Origin of the sequence: Pseudarthrobacter sp. NamB4, from assembly GCF_005796185.1 — a bacterium.
Taxonomy (GTDB): domain Bacteria; phylum Actinomycetota; class Actinomycetes; order Actinomycetales; family Micrococcaceae; genus Arthrobacter.
Genome location: NZ_VAHM01000005.1, coordinates 222419 through 241644 on the forward strand (window position 1 = coordinate 222419; position 19226 = coordinate 241644).

General features: G+C 66.1%; 13 protein-coding genes and 1 tRNA gene. 4 read left to right on the top strand and 10 right to left on the bottom strand.

Annotated elements, in window-relative coordinates; translation table 11 throughout:
• Positions 1-4 precede the first annotated feature (4 nt).
• Positions 5-3787 (bottom strand): transcription-repair coupling factor, encoded by a 3783-nt coding sequence (gene mfd / locus FDW81_RS06885; protein ID WP_240720014.1) that lies wholly within the window; start codon positions 3785-3787, stop codon positions 5-7.
• A 253-nt stretch (positions 3788-4040) separates the two neighbouring features.
• Here mfd and FDW81_RS06890 point away from each other — a divergent pair, with 253 nt between their 5' ends.
• The 3 genes from FDW81_RS06890 to FDW81_RS06900 are packed head-to-tail and all read left to right on the top strand — an operon-like array spanning position 4041 to position 6315.
• Positions 4041-5549, top strand: coding sequence for an SDR family oxidoreductase (locus FDW81_RS06890; RefSeq protein ID WP_138133395.1), 1509 nt, complete (start codon positions 4041-4043; stop codon positions 5547-5549).
• A gap of 43 nt (positions 5550-5592) precedes the next feature.
• The gene (locus FDW81_RS06895; RefSeq protein WP_138133396.1) at positions 5593-6090 is read left to right on the top strand and encodes a DUF2505 domain-containing protein; all 498 of its coding nucleotides are present in this window, start codon (positions 5593-5595) and stop codon (positions 6088-6090) included.
• 3 nt (positions 6091-6093) lie between these two features.
• Positions 6094-6315, top strand: coding sequence for an SCO4848 family membrane protein (locus FDW81_RS06900; RefSeq protein WP_138133397.1), 222 nt, complete (start codon positions 6094-6096; stop codon positions 6313-6315).
• A 78-nt stretch (positions 6316-6393) separates the two neighbouring features.
• Here FDW81_RS06900 and sufU read toward each other — a convergent pair whose 3' ends face one another.
• From sufU to FDW81_RS06945, 9 genes are all read right to left on the bottom strand, one after another.
• Complete coding sequence (sufU, locus tag FDW81_RS06905) at positions 6394-6843, bottom strand: Fe-S cluster assembly sulfur transfer protein SufU (RefSeq protein ID WP_138133399.1); 450 nt, start codon at positions 6841-6843, stop codon at positions 6394-6396.
• Positions 6844-6863: 20 nt separating this feature from the next.
• Positions 6864-8189: a SufS family cysteine desulfurase gene (locus tag FDW81_RS06910; RefSeq protein ID WP_138133400.1), complete on the bottom strand. Its 1326-nt coding sequence runs from the start codon at positions 8187-8189 to the stop codon at positions 6864-6866.
• 433 nt (positions 8190-8622) lie between these two features.
• A complete protein-coding gene (locus FDW81_RS06915; RefSeq protein WP_240720016.1) occupies positions 8623-11196 on the bottom strand; it encodes a helix-turn-helix transcriptional regulator in 2574 nt (857 codons plus the stop codon).
• A 73-nt stretch (positions 11197-11269) separates the two neighbouring features.
• Positions 11270-14005, bottom strand: a complete 2736-nt coding sequence (locus FDW81_RS06920; RefSeq protein WP_138133402.1) for a LuxR family transcriptional regulator — start codon at positions 14003-14005, stop codon at positions 11270-11272.
• 122 nt (positions 14006-14127) lie between these two features.
• Positions 14128-14718, bottom strand: coding sequence for an aminoacyl-tRNA hydrolase (gene pth / locus FDW81_RS06925; RefSeq protein WP_138133404.1), 591 nt, complete (start codon positions 14716-14718; stop codon positions 14128-14130).
• Between the two features lie 110 nt (positions 14719-14828).
• Complete coding sequence (locus FDW81_RS06930) at positions 14829-15443, bottom strand: 50S ribosomal protein L25/general stress protein Ctc (protein WP_138133406.1); 615 nt, start codon at positions 15441-15443, stop codon at positions 14829-14831.
• A 368-nt stretch (positions 15444-15811) separates the two neighbouring features.
• Positions 15812-16792: a ribose-phosphate diphosphokinase gene (locus FDW81_RS06935; protein ID WP_138133408.1), complete on the bottom strand. Its 981-nt coding sequence runs from the start codon at positions 16790-16792 to the stop codon at positions 15812-15814.
• Positions 16793-16794: 2 nt separating this feature from the next.
• A complete protein-coding gene (gene glmU / locus FDW81_RS06940) occupies positions 16795-18273 on the bottom strand; it encodes a bifunctional UDP-N-acetylglucosamine diphosphorylase/glucosamine-1-phosphate N-acetyltransferase GlmU (RefSeq protein ID WP_138133410.1) in 1479 nt (492 codons plus the stop codon).
• A gap of 98 nt (positions 18274-18371) precedes the next feature.
• Positions 18372-18443, bottom strand: a tRNA-Gln gene (locus tag FDW81_RS06945).
• Between the two features lie 136 nt (positions 18444-18579).
• On the opposite strand from FDW81_RS06945, the gene FDW81_RS06950 reads away from it, so the two are divergent.
• Positions 18580-19206, top strand: coding sequence for a TetR/AcrR family transcriptional regulator (locus tag FDW81_RS06950; RefSeq protein WP_138133412.1), 627 nt, complete (start codon positions 18580-18582; stop codon positions 19204-19206).
• Positions 19207-19226 lie beyond the last annotated feature (20 nt).

Sequence of the window (19226 nt, forward strand, 5' to 3'; positions counted from 1 at the left end):
ACTCCTAGCCCACTGGCAGGGGCTGATCGGAAAAGATGTTGCGGATGACTCCGTTGGCCCACTCCAGGATCTCCGCATCCTGGAGGTCCCGGCCACCGATCCTTGCGGTCTTCGGCTTGGGGATGAGCACGGCGTCCAGGGCGGGCTTGGACTGGGATCCGGGGTACATCCGGTTCAGCCGCATGACTTTCGACTCGGGCAGTGTGGCTGGTGAGAACTTGATGAAGTTGCCTTGCAGCGCCACGTCCGACAGGCCCGCTTCCCGCGCCGCCACCCGGAACCGGGCCACCTCCACCAGGTTCAGGGCCGGCAGCGGCAGTTCCCCGTAGCGGTCCACCAGTTCGGCGCGGACTTCGTCAATTGCCTCGTTGGTAAGGGCCGCGGCGAGCTTGCGGTACGCCTCCAGGCGCAGCCGCTCCCCCGGCACGTAGTCGTGCGGCAGGTGGGCGTTGACCGGCAGTTCGATCTTCATCTCGGCGGCCTTCTCCTCGGCCTCGCCGCGGAAGTCCGCCACCGCCTCGCCCACCAGGCGGATGTACAGGTCGAAGCCCACTCCCTGGATGTGGCCCGACTGCTCGCCGCCCAGCAGGTTGCCGGCGCCACGGATTTCGAGGTCCTTCATGGCCAGCTGCATGCCCGCCCCCAGTTCGTTGTGGGCGGCCACGGCCTTCAGCCGCTCCAGCGCCACTTCACCAAGGGGCTTCTCGGACGGGTAGAGGAAGTAGGCGTAGGCGCGTTCCCGGCCCCGGCCTACGCGGCCGCGGAGCTGGTGCAGCTGTGACAGGCCGTACTTGTCCGCGCCGTCCACGATCAGGGTGTTGGCGTTGGAGATGTCCAGGCCGGTTTCGATGATGGTGGTGCACACCAGGACGTCAAAGCGCTTCTCCCAGAAGTCCACGATGATCTGCTCCAGGCGGCTCTCGGACATCTTGCCGTGCGCCACCTCCACCCTGGCCTCCGGCACCAGTTCACGGATCTTCGCGGCAGTGCGCTCAATGGTGGAAACGCGGTTGTGGACGAAGAAAACCTGGCCCTCTCGCATCAACTCGCGCCGGATGGCGGCGGAGGTCTGCTTGTCGGTGTAGGGGCCCACGTAGGTGAGGACGGGGTGGCGTTCCTCCGGCGGGGTGGCCAGCGTGGAGGTTTCCCGGATGCCGGTGAGGGACATTTCCAGGGTGCGGGGAATCGGGGTGGCGCTCATAGCGAGGACGTCCACGTTGGTCCGCATCTTTTTGAGCGCTTCCTTGTGCTCCACGCCGAAGCGCTGCTCCTCGTCCACGATCACCAGGCCGAGGTCCTTGAACTCGAAGTCCTTGGACAGCAGCCGGTGGGTGCCGATCACCACGTCCACCGCACCGTTCTTGACGCCCTCGGCCGTCTCCTTCGCTTCCTTGGCGGCCTGGAAACGGGACAGCGGCTTCACGCGCAGGGGGAATCCGGAGAACCTTTCGGTGAACGTTTCGTAGTGCTGCTGTGCCAGCAGGGTGGTGGGCACCAGCACGGCCACCTGCTTGCCGTCCTGCACTGCCTTGAAGGCGGCGCGCACAGCGATCTCCGTCTTGCCGTAGCCCACGTCGCCGGAAACCAGCCGGTCCATGGGGATCTCGCGCTCCATGTCCGCCTTGACCTCGTTGATGGTGGTGAGCTGGTCCGGCGTCTCCACGTACGGGAACGCTTCTTCCAGCTCGCGCTGCCAAGGCGTGTCCGGGGCGAAGGCGTGGCCCCGGGACGCCATCCGGGCGGAGTACAGCCGGATCAGCTCGCCGGCAATCTCCTTGACGGCCTTGCGCGCCTTGGACTTGGTGCTGGCCCAGTCCGCACCGCCCATCTTGCTCAGGACCGGGGTGTCGCCGCCCACGTAGCGGGTCACCTGGTCCAGCTGGTCCGTGGGCACAAAGAGACGGTCCCCCGGAGCCCCGCGCTTCGAAGGTGCGTACTCGAGCACCAGGTACTCGCGCACGCCGTCGCTTCCACCGGCCACCTTGCGCTGGATCAGCTCCACGAACTTGCCAATGCCGTGCTGTTCGTGGACCACATGGTCGCCCGCCACGAGCTGCAGCGGGTCCACGGCGTTCCGCCGCTTGGAGGGCATGCGGCGCATGTCCTTGGTGGACCCGGCGGAGGTTCTTCCCAGCAGGTCGGCTTCGGTGAGCAGCCCGAGTTTGAGTCCGTCCAGGACAAAACCGCGTCCGACGGCGGCAGTGGTCACCTCAATGATGCCCGCCTGGGGTTCGTGGTCCAGGCTGTCCACGCGGGCGCACGGGATGTTGTTCTCGTGGAACAGTTCCGCCAGGCGCTGTGCGGGTCCGGGGCCTTCCGTGGCCACCACCACCCGCCACTGGTCCCGGACGTGGGAGCCAATGAAATCCATCATTTCCGCCACGTCGCCCTGGTAGCCCCGCGGTTCGCGGGCATGCAGGTTCAGGACGTCGATCTCCGGGAGCAGTTCCTCGTCCTGGGCCAGGGACGTGATGGACCACCACGAGACGCCGTGCTCGAGGGACGAGGTGCGCGTCTCGGCCAGGGAACGGAAGCTGGCGGAGTGGAGGGCGGCAGTGGCCTGCGAGCTCAGATCCAGCGGCGCCGCACCGCCGTCGGAGGCCGTGGACCAGGCAGCCTCGAGGAACTCCTCATTGGTAGCGGCGAGGTCGTGGGCACGGGTCCGGACCTTTTCCGGTTCGATGACTACGGCGATCGAATCCGCCGGCAGCTGGTCCACGAACGGGACCATGGAATCCACCAGCACGGGGGCCAGTGACTCCATGCCCTCTACCGCGATGCCGCCGGCGATTTTTTCCAGCATGTCCGCCGCGGCGGGCAGCTGGGACTTGAGGGTTGCTGCCCGGGACATCACGGACGGGGTGATGAGTATTTCCCTGCACGGCGGCGCATGCAGCTCAGTGGGGTGGTGGATGCCGGGGGCGGACAGCGAGCGCTGGTCCGCCACGGCGAACCAGCGCATCTGGTCCACCTCGTCACCGAAGAACTCCACCCGGACGGGGTGGTCCTCCGTCGGCGGGAAGACGTCGATGATGCCGCCGCGGACAGCGAATTCGCCGCGGTGGGTCACCATGTCCACCCGCGCATATGCTGCATCCGCCAGGCTCCGCACCACCTCCGAGAACGGAACGTCCTGGCCGACCTTCAGCGTGACCGGCACCAGGTCGCCCAGGCCCGCCACGACGGGCTGGACCACGGCGCGGACGGGCGCCACCACCACGCGGAGCGGCCCGGCCGGCGAAGTATCAGGATGTGCCAGGCGGCGGAGGACGGAAAGACGACGGCCCACGGTGTCCGAACGGGGCGAAAGCCGCTCGTGCGGAAGGGTTTCCCAGCTGGGGAACTCGGCCACGGCGTCGGCGGGCAGGTAAGCGCGCAGCGCTGCCGCGAGGTCCTCGGCCTCGCGTCCGGTGGCAGTGACGGCCAGCACGACACCCGGTGCCCCGCCGTCGGCCTGGTCTGGGGTGGCGGCCGCGAGGCCGTCCGCCATTTCGGCGAGGAGTACCGGCCGCAGCCCGGCGGGGGCGCTGATCTGGTAGTCCTGGCCCCGGACGGCGAAACCGCGCGCAGCCTCAGCGCGGACGCGGGCAAAGGTCTGGTCTGCGGCGAGGGCACGCCGCAGTCCGTCCAGCGATGGTCCTGTTCCCGGCTTGCCGCTTCCGGACTTGGCGGTGCCTGACTTACCTTTGCCTGGTTTGGCGGCGTTCGACTTGCCGTCACCGGAGGTGCGGTTGGTGGCTGCGCCTGTACTGGATGCGCCGGCGGTGGACTGGCCGGGAAGGCTCATGGCAGAAACTCCTGTGGTGTTCAGCGGATCGCAGGCAACGCGAAAACCCGAAATTCGCTGCGAATCCCGGGTTATCCCAGCCTACCGCGAGCCGGCGACATCACGGGCTCCCGCCTAGGGAGCGGGCGTAGGCTGGCACTGCCTGTTTTTCCCGGTGCATGCTGGTGCACGTTGTGGGCCGGCGGCAGTCCAACCGGCCCTCCGCTCCGAATGGACTGGGCATGACAGTGACGGTGGACGACAAGGAGCAACCATGACAGTAGCCAGCAACACCGCACGTCCGCCGAGGTCCGTCCTGGTCACAGGCGCCACCGGCTATATCGGTGGCCGGCTGGTGCCCAAACTCCTGGAAGCCGGCCACACCGTCAAGGTGCTGGTGCGGTCCCCGGACAAGATTGCCGGGGTGCCGTGGCGGGACAACGTGGACGTGGTGGAGAGCAGCCTTGATGACGGCGATGCCCTCCGGGAGGCGCTGGCCGGCGTCGACGTCTTCTACTACCTGGTCCATTCCATGGCGGCAGGGGCGGGATTCGAAGCGAAGGAAAAGGCCATGGCCAGGAACGCGGCGGATGCCGCGGCGGACGCAGGGGTTCACCGGATCGTCTACCTCGGGGGGCTGCACCCCCAGGGCGTGGAGCTCTCGACGCACATGAGGTCACGGGAGGCAGTGGGCGAGGTGTTCCTGGACAGCCCCGTGGACGCTATCGTCTTCCAGGCGGGCGTGGTGATTGGATCCGGTTCAGCATCCTTCGAAATGATCCGCCACCTCTCCGAAACACTCCCCCTGATGCCGGCCCCCAGCTGGGTACAGAACAGGATTGAGGCCATCGCGGTGCGCGACGTCCTGTACTACCTCGTGGCAGCTGCTTCCCTGGAAGGTCCGGTCACCAGGACTTTCGACATCGGCTGCCGCCAGGTCCTGACCTATGCCGGGATGATGAAGGAATACGCCAACGAGGCAGGCCTCCCGTACCGGGTGGTGCTGGCACTGCCCGTCCCCGCCCCCAAGCTCGCCGGGATGTGGGTTGCACTCACCACGCCCATTCCGCTGTCCATGGCGGTGCCGCTGGTCCAGTCCCTGCAGCATGACGCCGTGTCCAACGAACACGACATCGACCAGTACATCCCCCGGCCCGACGGCGGCCTGACCCCCTACCGTGCCGCCGTCGCCCTGGCATTGGGCAAAGAACGCGACGGCCAGGTGGAGACCACCTGGGCCAATGCAGGCGTGGCGTCCGACCCCCTCCCCAGCGACCCCGACTGGGCGGGCCACAAGGTGTACACCGATGAACGGACGTTCCATGGTGACGTGGATCCGGCCCACGTATGGACTGTCATCGAAGGAATCGGCGGACGCAACGGCTGGTATTCGCTGCCGCTGGCCTGGCAGGTCCGCGGCTGGCTGGACAAGCTGACCGGAGGCGCAGGGCTGCTGCGCGGCCGGCGCCACCCCAAGACCCTGTCTGCGGGTGAAGTTGTGGACTGGTGGCGGGTGGAAGGGATCGAGCACGGCAGGCTGCTGCGGCTGCGGGCCGAAATGCGGGCTCCGGGGCGCGCCTGGCTGGAGCTTGCGGTGGAACCTGACGGGAACGGCAGCCGCTACCGGCAGCGGGCCATCTTCTTCCCCAAGGGCCTGAGCGGCCGGCTGTACTGGCTGGCCGTCCTTCCGTTCCACCACGTGATCTTTCCGGCCATGGCCCGCAACATAACGCGGGCTGCCCGGAAACTCCTGGATGCGGAGCAGCCCACCGGGACCCCGTAGGATGTCTTGAGTTAAAACCGTTCCCCACGTCCCAGGAGGACCCATGGCCCTGAGCGCAACCACCACCCTTCCGCATCCCGTCGACAGCGTCGCAGCTGTCCTGGTGAACGAGGATTTCCAGCGCCACGTCAGCCAGCTGGTGGGCGGCTCGCTGGAGTCCTTCACGGTTGACGGTGACGTTGCCGGAGCCTTCAGCGCCACCTCGGTGCGGACCCTGCCCACCACCCGCCTCCCGGAAATCGCCCGTAAGTTCGTGGGCGAGCACCTCAAGGTGACCCAGGTGGAGAAGTGGGAAGCCCCGGCGGCGGACGGCTCCCGCCAGAGCAACATCTCGCTGAAGATCGCCGGCGCGCCTGTTGACGTCACTGCGGTGCAGCGGCTGGTAGCTGCCGACGGCGGCACCCGCGTTGAGCTTGAAGGCGCCGTGACGTCGTCCGTGCCGTTCCTCGGCGGGAAGATTGCCGACGCCGCGGAGCCGATGGTGGCCAAGGCCCTGAACCTGCAGGCCAAGCAGGCACAGGCCTGGCTGGAAAGCCACTGATCCGTGGAACTCCCCGTCTTCGCTGCGCTGGTCCTGATCATTGCCGGCGTCTGGTCGCTGGTGGTCTGGCCGCAGTTCCTTCGCCGGGTCATGAAGGATCCGCGTGCCAGGGACGCCGCCGGTAAGGCCACTAAATTCCTCACCGTCCACGTGGTGCTGGTCACCATTTCGATGGTCCTCGGCACCGCCACGGCCCTGATCGGAGTCATGGCACTGGTCAGCTGAACAGCCCTGTGAAAAGGCCCTCCTACCACAACCAACCGGTGCGTGGGAGGAGGGCCTTTTCATGCCCGGACATTGCGCTTAGGCCGCTTGGTTCAGCGCGTCCTCGGCGGCGACCCAGGAAATCATGGCGCACTTGACACGCGCGGCATAGCGGGCCACGCCCTCGAAGGCCGCGGCGTCGCCCAGCAATTCGGGGTCAGCGGGGATCTTCCCCCGCGACCGCAGGACTTCGCGGAAGCTGTCGATGGCCTGATGCAGCTCCTCCACTGTCATGCCCTCGGCCAGTTCACTCAGCACTGAGGCGGACGCCATGGATATGGAACAGCCCGCCCCATCCCACGAAACCTGGGCCACCTTTCCGTTCTCAACCGCCAGCCTCAAGGTGACCTCATCACCGCACACCGGGTTGAGCTGGTGTGATTGGCCCGTGGAGGTGCCCTCGGGCGCTGCCATCCCGGCAAGTCCGCTGCCGTGCCGGGCCTTGGAATGGTCCAGGATGATCTGCTGGTACAGCTGGTCAAGGCTCATCTGTTGCTCCCGTCTTCCTGCTAGGCGCGGAAATAGGCCCGCACGCCGGCTACGGCATCCAGGAACTGGTCCACGTCGTCAGTGGTGTTGTAGAGGTAGGCGCTGGCCCTGGTAGTGGCTGTCAGCCCCAGCCTGCGGTGGAGCGGCTGGGCGCAGTGGTGGCCCACCCGCACGGCGATTCCCTTCGAGTCCAGGAACTGCCCGACGTCGTGGGCATGGACGCCTTCGACGTCGAAAGCTGCCAGTCCAATGCGGTCCTGCCCGGCCGCTGGGCCAAGGACACGGATTCCGGGAATGGCCTCCAGCCCGGCCACCATGCACTGGCCCAGCTCCGATTCCCAGTGGTGAATCCGGTCCAGTCCCGTTTCCGTCAGATAATTAACTGCTGCAGCCAGCGCCACCGCCTGCGAAATTCGCTGGGTTCCGGCTTCGAAGCGCTGGGGGGCGGGCAGGTATTCGGCGCGTTCCATGGTGACAGTGGTGATCATGGAGCCGCCCGTCAGGAAGGGCGGAAGGATGTCCAGCAGCTCCTGCTTTCCGTACAACACGCCGATCCCGGTGGGGGCAAGCATCTTGTGGCCGGAGAACACAGCAAAGTCAACGTCGAGTTCCTTGACGTTCAGCGCCAGGTGCGGGGCGGACTGGCAGGCATCCAGCACCACCAGGGCGCCGGCCCTGCGCGCCATCCCCACCAGCTCCGCCACCGGGTTGATGACGCCCAGGACGTTTGACGCGTGGGTGAAGGCCACCACTTTGGTCCGGGATCCGATGATGCCTCCCGCGAGGTCCATACGGAGGGAACCGGCGTCGTCAACGGGGATATACCGGAGTGCAGCCCCGGTACGGAACGCCAGTTCCTGCCACGGGATCAGGTTGGCATGGTGCTCCATTTCAGTGACAACGATTTCGTCACCCGGGTTCAGGGCGAGCTCGCTGAGCCCCTCATCACCCCGGCCTTGGGCAGCCCACAGTCCTGCATTGGAGAATGCGTAACTGAGCAGGTTGAGACCTTCGGTGGCGTTCGACGTCCAAATAACCTCTGAGTAGTCGGCCCCGACGAAATCCGCTACGGTCTGCCGGGCATCCTCGAAAACCTCGGTTGCCTCCACTGCGAGGTGATGGGCGCCGCGGTGAACAGCGGCATTGCGCTGTTCGTAGAATTCCTGTTCAGCTTCAATGACGCTCAGGGGGTTCTGGGACGTTGCCCCGGAATCGAGGTAGACCAACGGTTGGCCGTTGACCAGCTGGTTCAGGACCGGAAAGTCGTTGCGGATACGCAAAACCTCGGCGTCGTCCATAGCGGGCAAGGCACGCTCCAGCGTGACTGGCGTTGATACTACGGCCAAGACTTACTCCTTGAGATGCCAACGGATGACACTCAATTGTCCCACAGCACGGCTGTGGCGGCCGCCCTTGGAAGGGCAACCGCCACAGCCGCTCCGGGCTTCAGCCCGCGGAAAGAAGGGCCGGCGACGGCTGGGGGGGAGAGTCTCGGTCTCAGAAGACTCTAACGTCGCCGGCCCCGTCTGGCCCGGCCACTGGGACCGGAAACTTCGGAGGCTTCCAGAGCTGTCGGCAGGTTCTGCTTGCTTTTTCCTGCCGCTGCTTTGCTTCCTTAAGTAAATCCTGCAGTGACCGGGCGCACACGAGTAGGCAGTACTCTAATTCGCCGACGGGGTACTACCGGGGCAACGGGCCGATACCCGGGGGCGCTCTATGCTGGGCAGCCTGAAGCCCCAGCCGTGACCATGGCGCGGTCCGCACCGTTAACGGCGGCTGCTACTTGGGAAGCGCCGACTCCAGCTCATCCCGGCTGCGCACACCCAGCTTGACGTAGGTGCGGTACAGGTGTCCCTCCACAGTGCGGACCGACACCATGAGCCGCTGGGCGATCTCGCGGTCCGTCAGGCCCTGCACGGCAAGCTCCACGATGTCCTGCTCACGGCGGGTCAGGTGGACGGCAGGAGCTGCCGCAATGAAACGGCCCTCCCGGAACCGTTCACCCAGTTCATGGTCGCACTTTTCGCGCTGGGCAACAGCCTGCCGGGACCGGCGGCGCTCCCCGGACTGCTCCAGCACGGTGCTGGCCCGGGCATAGGCCTCGCGGGCGAGGTTGACGAAGCCGGATTCCTCCAGCATGGCCGCTGTGGCCATCAGCGTGTCCCCGTTGGCAGCTTCCCAGTCAGTGGCGAGCTTCAGCATTGCTCCGGCCCATCGGCCCTCCACGCCCCGGGCCGCCTCCTGCACCATGGGGATCACTGAGGAGTCTCCCAGATCCCAGCAGAGTGCGAGGAGTTCCAGCAGGGCACCCTTCCGCGAGGAGGCCTCCGCAGTGGTAACCAGCGTGTGCAGTGAGGCCAGCCCCTTGCCGTCCCGGGACAGGTACTCCCCAGCAGCAGCGACGTAGGCGGCGGCCAGGAAGTCATGGGCGGGGCCGCCGGCCACAGCATCCTTGTAGTCCTGTTCCAAGCGCTTTGCCTGCGCAGTGTCCCCCAGCCTTGCCGCGGCATAGAAGCCCAGGGCGGAGCCGAAGCGGAACAGCTGCAGGGGGTCGTTAAGCCTCAGCGCTTCCACAGCCGGCAGCAGCAGCTGGTAGGCGCGCTCCATCCGGCCTTGCCGCAGCATGGAATAGCCGCGCAGTACTTGCAGGCTGCCGTTAAAGGTTGCCGCTCCGGGCGCGTGTCCTGAAGCGTAGCTGTCAAGCTCACGCTCCGCCGATGCCCATTCGCCCATCGCCAGGTAATCCGACACGAGCCGTCCCAGCACGAATTCCGAGAAGAAGAAGAGGCTGTTCTCCAGGGGCCCGAGTTCCGAGGCCGCCAGGAGCGCCGCATCAAGTCCCTCCGCCGGCCTGCCCGCTGCTGCCAGCGCATGGGCCAGGAGTGCCTCGCCAATGGCCCTGACCGGGTCACCGCCGGCTTCCGCCGACCTGCGGCTCCTGAGATCCGCTGCGCGGGTTAGGAGAGCCTGGAAATCCACCTCCGCACCGGCCTGCAGCAGCTGCAGAAGTTCGTCCTGCCAGGCCGGGGCCGCTGCCTGCGTCTCCCGGGCCTGTCCCCTTATTGCCTCCGCCAAAACTGTGAGCGGCTGGCCGGTTGCCAACTGCGCCGACGCCCTCAGCAGCAGCACAGCGGGACCCTCGGGATGGCGGGCCAACTGCGGCCAGCAGTCTTCAAGCAGTCCCGCAGCTTCCGCATAGGAGCCCTCGTTGTAGAGGGCCCGTGCCTGGATGGCCCGGGCCAACGGCAGGAGTTCGGGGTCGTGGACCTTGGCCGCGATGGAGCGCGCACTCTGGTTACGGAAGCGTGTCAGCGCCTCACGACCGGCCTCCAGCATCCCGGCGTCGGACACCCGCAGGCCACATTCCAGGGCCCATTCCACAGAACGCAGCCAGCCTTCGCCACGAAGCGCAGCGGGATCCTGGTGTTCGCGGAGTTTTTCCAGCAGTTGGAGGCTGCGTGATACCGAGATGGTATTTCTGATGGCCTTCGCGAACAATGCGTTCCACAGTATCAGCTCCGCCGCGATGCCGGAGTTTTCGACAACCATTTGCTGGTCCAGCAGGGACCGGACCACGGCTGCCCCGCAGACATCCTCGATCGCCTTCCTGCTGACGGGGCCGGCCAGCGCAATGAGTTTCAGGGCTTCCTGTTCCTCCGGCCGCCGCCGAAGGTGATCCTTGGTAACCACTGATGTCAGCCGCACCCCGTCCGTGGGCAATGCTCCCAACAGGATCCAGATCCCGTTCCTCTTCGCCAGGATTCCGGCCTCGGCAGCATCGTGCAGCAGGGCATCGAGGAGGCGCGGGTTGCCCCCGGAGGCGGTCCAGACGGCATCAACGGTGGCCGCAGGAACCGTACCGTCGAGAAGGTGGGCCAGCGCTTCCTCGATCTGTTCACGGTTCAGGGGACGCAGGTCCACGCGCTCGGCCAGCCCGTCATACCACAGCTGGTCCAGCGGCTGGGGCAAGCCGGGCCGGGGCCTGGCAGCCGCCACCACTGTTGCCCACCCGGCGGAGATCAGGTCGGCCACTACACCTGCGGAAGCCTCGTCCAGATAGTGCGCATCATCAATTACGAGCAGGACGGGCGCGCCGTTGCCCGCCTTCAACTTCTCAAAGTAACTCCACATGGACCGCAGGACGGCCACGGGCGAAACTGATTCCTCGGCTGTCAGTTCGCCGGTGTAGGGAGTCAGGATACCGAACGGCACCGCCGCCAGGGCGGAACTCCCATGCATCTGCAGCACGTTCAGTTCCCCGGTGAGACGCTCGGCGATAGCAGCCGCCAGGGAGGATTTTCCAATGCCCGGTCCCGCCATGACGAAGACCGCCTGGCTGGTGACGTTCCGCACAATCCCGCAGATCCGCTCCAGTGGCTCCCGCCTTCCCGAGAGAAACCGGTGTGCTGTGGTGGGCTTGTGGCCGTTAGACGAGTCCAGTCAGATCACCCCTGGAAGTTACGCCGAGCTTGGTAAAGACCTGGTACAGGTGGCCCTCCACGGTGCGCACTGACACGCCCATTTCCAGTGCGATGTCCCGGTTGGAAGCACCCCTGCCCGCCAGCCGGGCGATCTGGCGCTCCCTGCTGGTGAGCAGCGGGCTTCCGCTGCTGGGCACAATGGGAAGATTTGCCACGGTGGCGGCCAGGATGTCCAACCGTGCCTGCGCTGTCCGGGCGGTGAGGGAGTCGCTGTTCTGGCGCGCAAAGTCCACGGCGAGGGCCATGCACCGCGCCTCCACCGCATCCAGCTCCAGGGTGGCCGCCAGTTCGCCGCCGGCCAGGAGGATCTTGGCGTCCTTGGTCCGGCTGCCCACCGCGATCAGCCGGGAAACCTCAGCCAGGGGACCCTGGCGGTGGCCGGCGATATCCTCCAGCAGACGGAAGTCAGCGTCGCTCCCGTTCATGGTGGCGGCGAGCAGGTTGACTCCAGCCAGGGTGAAGCGCCCCGCCTCCATGTTGTGCCGCGCGGCCTGCTTAAGGCCGGCAACGGCGTCAGGATCGCCAAGCCAGCGCCCCGCCACGAGAGAGCAGAATTCGATGATGCTTTCGGTGATGAAGCTGGACTTTCCCGGCACCCGTTGCAGTTTGGCGAGGTACTTACGCGCCTGCGCCGTGTTGCCCGTCTGGGCGTGTGCCAGGGCAATCGCTGCATAAGCGCAGCGGAGGGCAGCCTGCACGGGTTGAAGCTCCAGTTGCGCCGCCGCGGAGATGAGCGGGTCAAGGGCGGCGGCACCCCGGCCGGAGTAGACATAGGCCAGGCCTGCCCCGAGTTCAGTTGCTGCGCTTCGGACCGGGAGCCCGTACGGTTCCTCCGCTGCCTGCGGACCCAGGAGGTCGATGCACCGCCGCCACTGTCCCGCCATCAACAGGACCAGGTAGGCCTCCCTGGTGTAGCGTTCCCGCAATCCCACGACGTGGGACGCATCGCTGATTTGGCCTCCCAACTGGCGCAGGATGCTCAGCGCATCCATCTCCCGGCCCGTCATGACCAGGGCTTTCATGAGCAGGATGGCTGAATGCATACGGTAATGGGTGTCCGGATTCATCGCCGGATCGGCCGCTGCCTCAAGGGCGGGAATGATGGCGGCGTACTCGCCCGCGAAAACCCGGTATTCGAACTCGCTCAGCGCCACCCGGTTTGCTGCGGTAGCGACCGGTTCCGGCCAGGCCTTGTTGTTCGCGGCCTCCTCCAGCCGGCTCCGGGCCTCCTGCAGCAGGTCCGGCACCCGGCCTGCCTCCTCGGGCAGCGACAGCATCACCTGCGACTTGGCGGCTATGACCTGAGCATATTCCCCGACGTCCAGGCCCTCCAGCTCAGGCTGCGAAATGTCCTCCAGCGCCGCCATGGCTTGGACCGGCATATCCAGCTGCAGATACGCGGCCGCTTTCTGGCGCTGACCGGCCACCCACTGCCGGTCCGTCCGCTGGAGCATTTCAGCGTACGTCAGCGCAAACCGGGGATCGAACAGCTGGACTGCGGCTTCTGCTGCCGCGAGGGCCAGGGCAGGGCTGAGGTCCGCCTCGCATTCGCGGGTCCAGGCGGCGAAGGCCATCAGCTCTTCCACGGTCATCCCTGCCGGGTCCGGTTCGGAGCCGTCCAGGAGCAGGGCGCGCAGCTCACGGCGCCGCGCGATGCTGAGCCAGGTACGTACCACGTCGCCGATGTATTTCTCGCGCAGAGACACCCAGCGATGGTCGGACTGGTCGATCTCCAGCAGGCCGCCGTCCTCCATGTCGGCCACGACTTCGGCGCTGTAAATGGCAGTGAGCCTGGACAGTTCCACACGGCGGGCGCAGGAAAGCATTTCGATGACTTCCCGCGCTTCCGGGGTTTCCCTTGACCAGCGGGACCGGACGATGTCGTCAAGGCTGGCGGCACCGTCGAGGACCACCTTGTCCCGCAGGGTCCAGACTGAGTCGGACAACACCAGGTTCCCGGACAACTGCTGTTCGGTGACAAGCGCCCTGAGTAGTAACGGGTTGCCGCCCACCATGTGGTGGTAGGTACTGACCAGGGACGCCGAGACCCGGTGGCCCAGCAGGGACAACAGAACCTGGCGGGTCTGCAGCTCGTTGAGGTTGCTGAGCCGGACCTCGGTCAACCGCCGGTCCGTCAAAAGCCAGTGGAAGTCCGGGGGCAGATCACTGATTTTGGGTGCCACAGCGACGATTTTTGCCGTGCCGGTCAGGAGTACGTTCAGCAACACTCCGGCACTCATGTCGTCAATGCTGCCCGAGGTGTCCAGGGTGATAACGCAGGGCCTGCCCCCTGCGTCGCTTCGAATGAGCGAGGTAATGCCCCGCAGGATGGCCGTGGGGGAACCCATGTACGCCTGCGGAAGCCTGGCCAGGAGGAAGGAAAGGCAACCGTAGGGCGTGGCGGAACCTCCCGGCCCGCTTCGGAGCTGCAATGACCAGACGTCCGGTCCCAAATCCATCACCGCGGCACGGGCAAGGGAGGACTTTCCCACGCCGCGCCCGCCGGTGATCACCACTCCAAGGGAGCCTTCGGTGGTGAGTGCTGTCCGAACGGATTCGAGGTTTGCGCCGCGGGCAGGGGCAGACCACAGTTGCCCCTCCCGCCTTCCGGAGGTGTCTGTGTTCAGCCCAGCGTCGTGAAGTGTTGACCCACGTCCCCAGCTGAGTGGCTCGATTGACATGAACTTATCCCCTACATCCCGCGATAGCGGGATGTAGCCCCATTGCTCCCCCGCATAGGAAGTAGCGTACCCCCTGGCAGAGACAAGGAAACAGGGCTAAAGGCCTTTAAGTTCAGATTGCGCTAGCCCTGGGACTTCGCGGGATGGAATTTCTGCTGTGCTGCGGTCAGGCCATCACGCAGCAGGGCTTCGACCGCGTCTGCCGCTTCATCCAGCAGGAATGGCAGTTCCTTGAGCTCCGCACTCCCAAAGTCGCGCAGGACGTAATCGGCAGTGTCCATACGTCCGGGTGGCCGCCCCACCCCCACCCTGACCCGCAGGTAATCCTTGGTGCCCAGTGCCTTCGAGATGTCCCGCAGTCCGTTGTGGCCGCCTTCTCCCCCGCCGATCTTGAGTTTTACTGTATTAAAGGGGATATCGATCTCATCGTGCACCGCCACAACATGGTCCGGCGCGATGCCGTAGAAGTTCGCCAGGGCCGCCACCGGCCCGCCGGAGACGTTCATGTAGCTCATCGGTTTTGCCAGCACCACCCGCGGTCCGCCGAGGCTAAGGCGTCCTTCGAGAACCTGGGCCCGGGCCTTGTGGCTTTTGAACCCGGCTCCCATTCGGCCTGCAAGTTCGTCGAGCACCATCTGGCCGATGTTGTGCCTGTTGCCTTGGTACTGTGCTCCGGGGTTTCCGAGGCCAGCGATGAGCCAGGTATCAGTCATAAGTCAATCCTAGGGTGGGGCGCCGGTCCGGCCTGCACCGGCAACGGGCGGTGGACATGCCAGTGGCCGGACCCCGTCGGAGTCCGGCCACTGACAGAAGGTGCGGCTGCTTACTCGGCTGCGGCTTCTTCGGAAGCTTCCCCGGCAGCGGCTTCTGCGCCCTCGCCTGCTTCAGTCCCTTCCTCGGCCACGGTGGCGTCGGAGATGTTCACCACGAGAGCCTCGGCGTCGGTCAGCAGGACGGAACCCTTGGGCAGAGCCAGGTCGGAAGCGTGGATGTGCTCACCGGCGGCGCGGCCTTCGATGCTGACGGCAAGGGTCTCGGGCAGGTGGGTAGCCTCAGCCTCAACGGAAACCGTGGTCAGTTCGAGGTTGTGCACGGTGCCGGGGGCGGTTTCGCCTTCAACGTGGACCGGGACGTCAACCGTGACCTTTTCGCCCTGGCGGACAGTCAGGAGGTCGATGTGCTCAATGATCTGCTTGATCGGGTCACGCTGGACATCCTTCACCAAGGCCAGGTGGCCTTCGCCGTTGATGTCCAGGGACAGCAGGGCGTTGGGGGTACGGACGGCCAGGGTGGTGGCCTTGGCGGGCAGGGTGACGTGGATGGGGTCCGCACCGTGGCCGTAGATCACGGCCGGGATGAGGTTGGCCATCCGGGCGCGGCGGGCGTAGCCCTTGCCGAATTCGGTGCGTACTTCTGCTGCGAGCTTCTGCTCAGACATGGAAATCTCCTTGAAGACTAAACGGTGTTCAGCAAGGGCGGAGGTCTGTTGCGACCTTCAACGCCGGGCCGCTCGAGGCGGCCCTTCAAGAAGGCAGCCCTTCAGGGGAAGGGCAGATCAGACCCAGTCGATAACGGAGACCTGCGCACCGGCTTCCCGGTTGCTCTCCCTCGCCAAGGTATCGCTGAACAGTTTACCAGCGCCGCACCCGTTTACTGAAAACGGTCCCCACCGGCTCCCTGAGCTCGCAAGGCCACCTCGGCTCCCTGCCCTCGCAAGCTCGGGCTGGGGCCCTCGCCGCGACGGATCCACGCCCAGGGAACCCTGCCGGCGTCGGCCCTGGCGGCAGGCAGTCGCCGGCTCGGGCCTCAGGCGTTGCCGTCGAACAGGCTGGTGACCGAACCGTCGTCGAACACCTCACGGACAGCGCGCGCGATCAGCGGTGCGATGGAAAGGACTGTCAGCTGCGGGAACCGCTGTGCAGCGGTGAGCGGAAGGGTGTTGGTGACCACTACTTCACGGGCCCCGGATTCCGAGAGCCGCCTGGCAGCCGGATCGGAGAAAACGGCATGGGTGGCGGCGATGATGACATCCTTGGCACCGGCGTTCTTCAGCACCTGGACGGCACCGGAAATGGTTCCGCCGGTGTCGATCATGTCGTCGATCAGGAGGCAGGTACGGCCCTCGATCTGGCCAACCACTGTCTTGGAAACGGCCTGGTTAGGCACGGTGAGGTCGCGCATCTTGTGCACGAACGCGAGCGGCGCGCCGCCCAGGCGCTCGGCCCACTGTTCAGCAACACGCACACGCCCGGTGTCCGGCGAGACGACCGTGACGTTTTCGATGTCCACGCGCGTGCGGATGTAGTCGGCGAGCAGCGGGATGGCCATGAGGTGGTCAACCGGGCCGTCGAAAAAGCCCTGGATCTGCGAGGTGTGCAGGTCAACGCTCATGATCCGGTCAGCACCCGCGGTCCGGTAGAGGTCCGCCACCAGCCGCGCGGAAATGGGCTCACGGCCGCGGCCCTTCTTGTCCTGGCGCGCGTACGGATAGAACGGCGAGACAACGGTGATGCGCTTGGCGGAAGCACGCTTCAGCGAGTCGATCATGATTAGCTGTTCCATCAGCCAGTTGTTCAGCGGCGCGGGATGCGCCTGGATGACGAAGGCATCGGTGCCGCGGACGCTTTCGCCGGCACGGACGTAGATCTCACCGTTGGCGAAGTCGTAGGCATCGACCGGCAGCAGGTCCGTGCCAAGTTCCTTGGCGATTTCCCGGGCCAGCTCCGGGTGTGCCCGCCCGCTGGCGAGCACCAGCTTCTTCTCGCCGCGCGCCGTAATTTCGCTCATGGTTACTTGCCCTCTTCTGTAGATGCCGGGGTACTTGAGGAGTCTGTGGAGGCCGCTTTTGCCAGTTCGGCCGACCGGGTGCCCGGACGGTTGGCGGCGACCCAGCCTTCGGTGTTGCGCTGGGCGGCAACGGTCAGTGCAAGGGCGCCCGCGGGCACGTCCTTGCGGACCACCGCGCCGGCGCCGGTGTAGGCACCGTCCCCCACGGTGACCGGGGCAACAAAGACCGTGTTGGAACCTGTGCGGACGCCCGAGCCGATGACCGTGCGGTGCTTCTTCTCGCCGTCGTAGTTTGCCGTGATATTTCCGCAGCCGATGTTGGTGTCCTCGCCGATTTCGGCGTCGCCGGCGTAGCCGAGGTGGGACAGCTTGGAGCCGCGTCCGATGGTCACGTTCTTGGTTTCGTAGAAGGCGCCGATCTTGCCTGCTGCGCCCAGCACGGTGCCCGGACGCAGGTAGGTAAAGGGACCCACGGCGGCGCCGGCGCCAATCGCGGCATTCGAACCATGCGTGCGGGTAACCTTTGCACCCTCGCCGATGGTGACGTCCGTCAGGGTGGTGTCAGGGCCGACGACGGCGTCCCTCGCCACGGTAGTGGCGCCGTGCAGCTGCGTGTTGGGAAGAAGGCGGACATCCTCGTCAAGGATGACTGATGAGTCGATCCAGGTGGTCGCGGGGTCCACCACGGTGACACCGGCGCGCATCCACGCCTCCACGGTGCGGCGGTTCAGTTCAGCACCAAGGGCGGCGAGCTGGACGCGGTCATTGGCGCCTTCGACCTGCCATCGGTCCGCGGTGACGACGGCGGCCACGCGGCCGCCCGCCCGGCGGGCCAGTCCCACCACATCGGTCAGGTACTTCTCGCCCTGCGAGTTGTCCGTGGTGACGTGGCCGAGCGCATCGCGGAGGACAGCGGCGTCAAAGGCGTAAATGCCTGAGTTAACTTCCCGGATGAGCCGTTCGGCCTCGGATGAATCCTTGTGCTCCCGGATGCCGGTGACGGTTCCGTCATCCCCGCGCAGGATCCGGCCATACCCTGTGGCGTCGTCAAGGACTGCGGTCAGGACCGTCACTGCGTTCGCTTCGCGCTCATGGGTGGCCACGAGTTCAGCGAGCAGCTGCCCGGACAGCAACGGCACGTCCCCGTAGGTCACCACAACGGTGCCGGTGAGCTCCTGCTCAGCATCAAGCGCCTGCAGGGCGACCTCCACGGCACGGCCGGTACCGGGAACATCGTCCTGGTCCACGATCACGGCAGCAGGGTCCAGCTCCGATACGTGCCCTGCCACGAGGTCGCGTTCGTGGCGGACCACAATGGCCAGCTGGCGGGGGTTGATGCTGCGGGCTGCCAGGAGGGCGTGGCCCACCATCGACCTGCCGCCGATCTCATGGAGGATCTTGGGAGTACGCGACTTCATCCGGGTACCGGCGCCTGCCGCCAGGACAATCACTGCGGCCGGGCCGGCATTCTCGGGGATCACGTACGGGCTCCTTGCTTGGTTGCGCTGGCGCTGGAGGTGCCCGGCCCTGTTGCGGGCGGCACCGGATGTCATCCTACTGAACGCTCCACGCACAGCAGTTCCGCCCATAGGATTCGAACCTATACTCCACGGCTCCAAAGGCCGGGGTGCTGCCGTTACACCAGAGCGGACCATGCCGGAGGCGCGAGGCCCTGGGCACAAGTCCTTATTTTGCCACGGGTTTGGGGCGGCGCGCGACACGCGCCCCGCGCGCCGGGGCCGGTCACCCCGGAATGCGGGCGAGTACCGGTAGGGCATGATGGAAATGTGAGCAACAACCCTCCGCGGACCCGGATGACAGGCCTGCAGCGGCGGAAGCAACTGATCGACGTCGGGCGCGGCCTCTTCGCCGTCCGAGGACTTGACGGCACCACCATAGAAGAAATCGCGGCGTGCGCAGGAGTGTCCAAGCCGGTCATCTACGAACACTTCGGCTCGAAAGAGGGACTGTACAGCCAGGTGGTGGACTACGAGTTCAGGACGCTCTTGGACTCAATCAATGCCGCCCTTACGGAGGAGGCGAAGCCGCGCGTCCTGGTGGAGCGTGCCGCCCTCGCCCTGCTGACCTACATCGAGGAGCGCAACGACGGCTTCCGCATCCTGATGCGGGACGCACCGCCGTCACAACCCGAAGGCGCCTTCTCCACCCTGCTTTCCCACGTCACAGCACGCGTTGAACACATCCTCTCCGACGAATTCTCCCGCCGGGGGCTGAGCGGCGAGGACGGCGCCATGTACGCCCAGATGCTCGTGGGCATGGTGGCAATGACCGGCCAATGGTGGCAGGACAGCCGCCAGCCCGACAAGCACACCGTCGCCGCGCACCTGGTCAACCTCGCCTGGAACGGCCTGACCGGCCTCAAAAAGGATCCTGAGCTGCGCGTCGCCGACTGACCACCTTGGTTCCGTCCGCG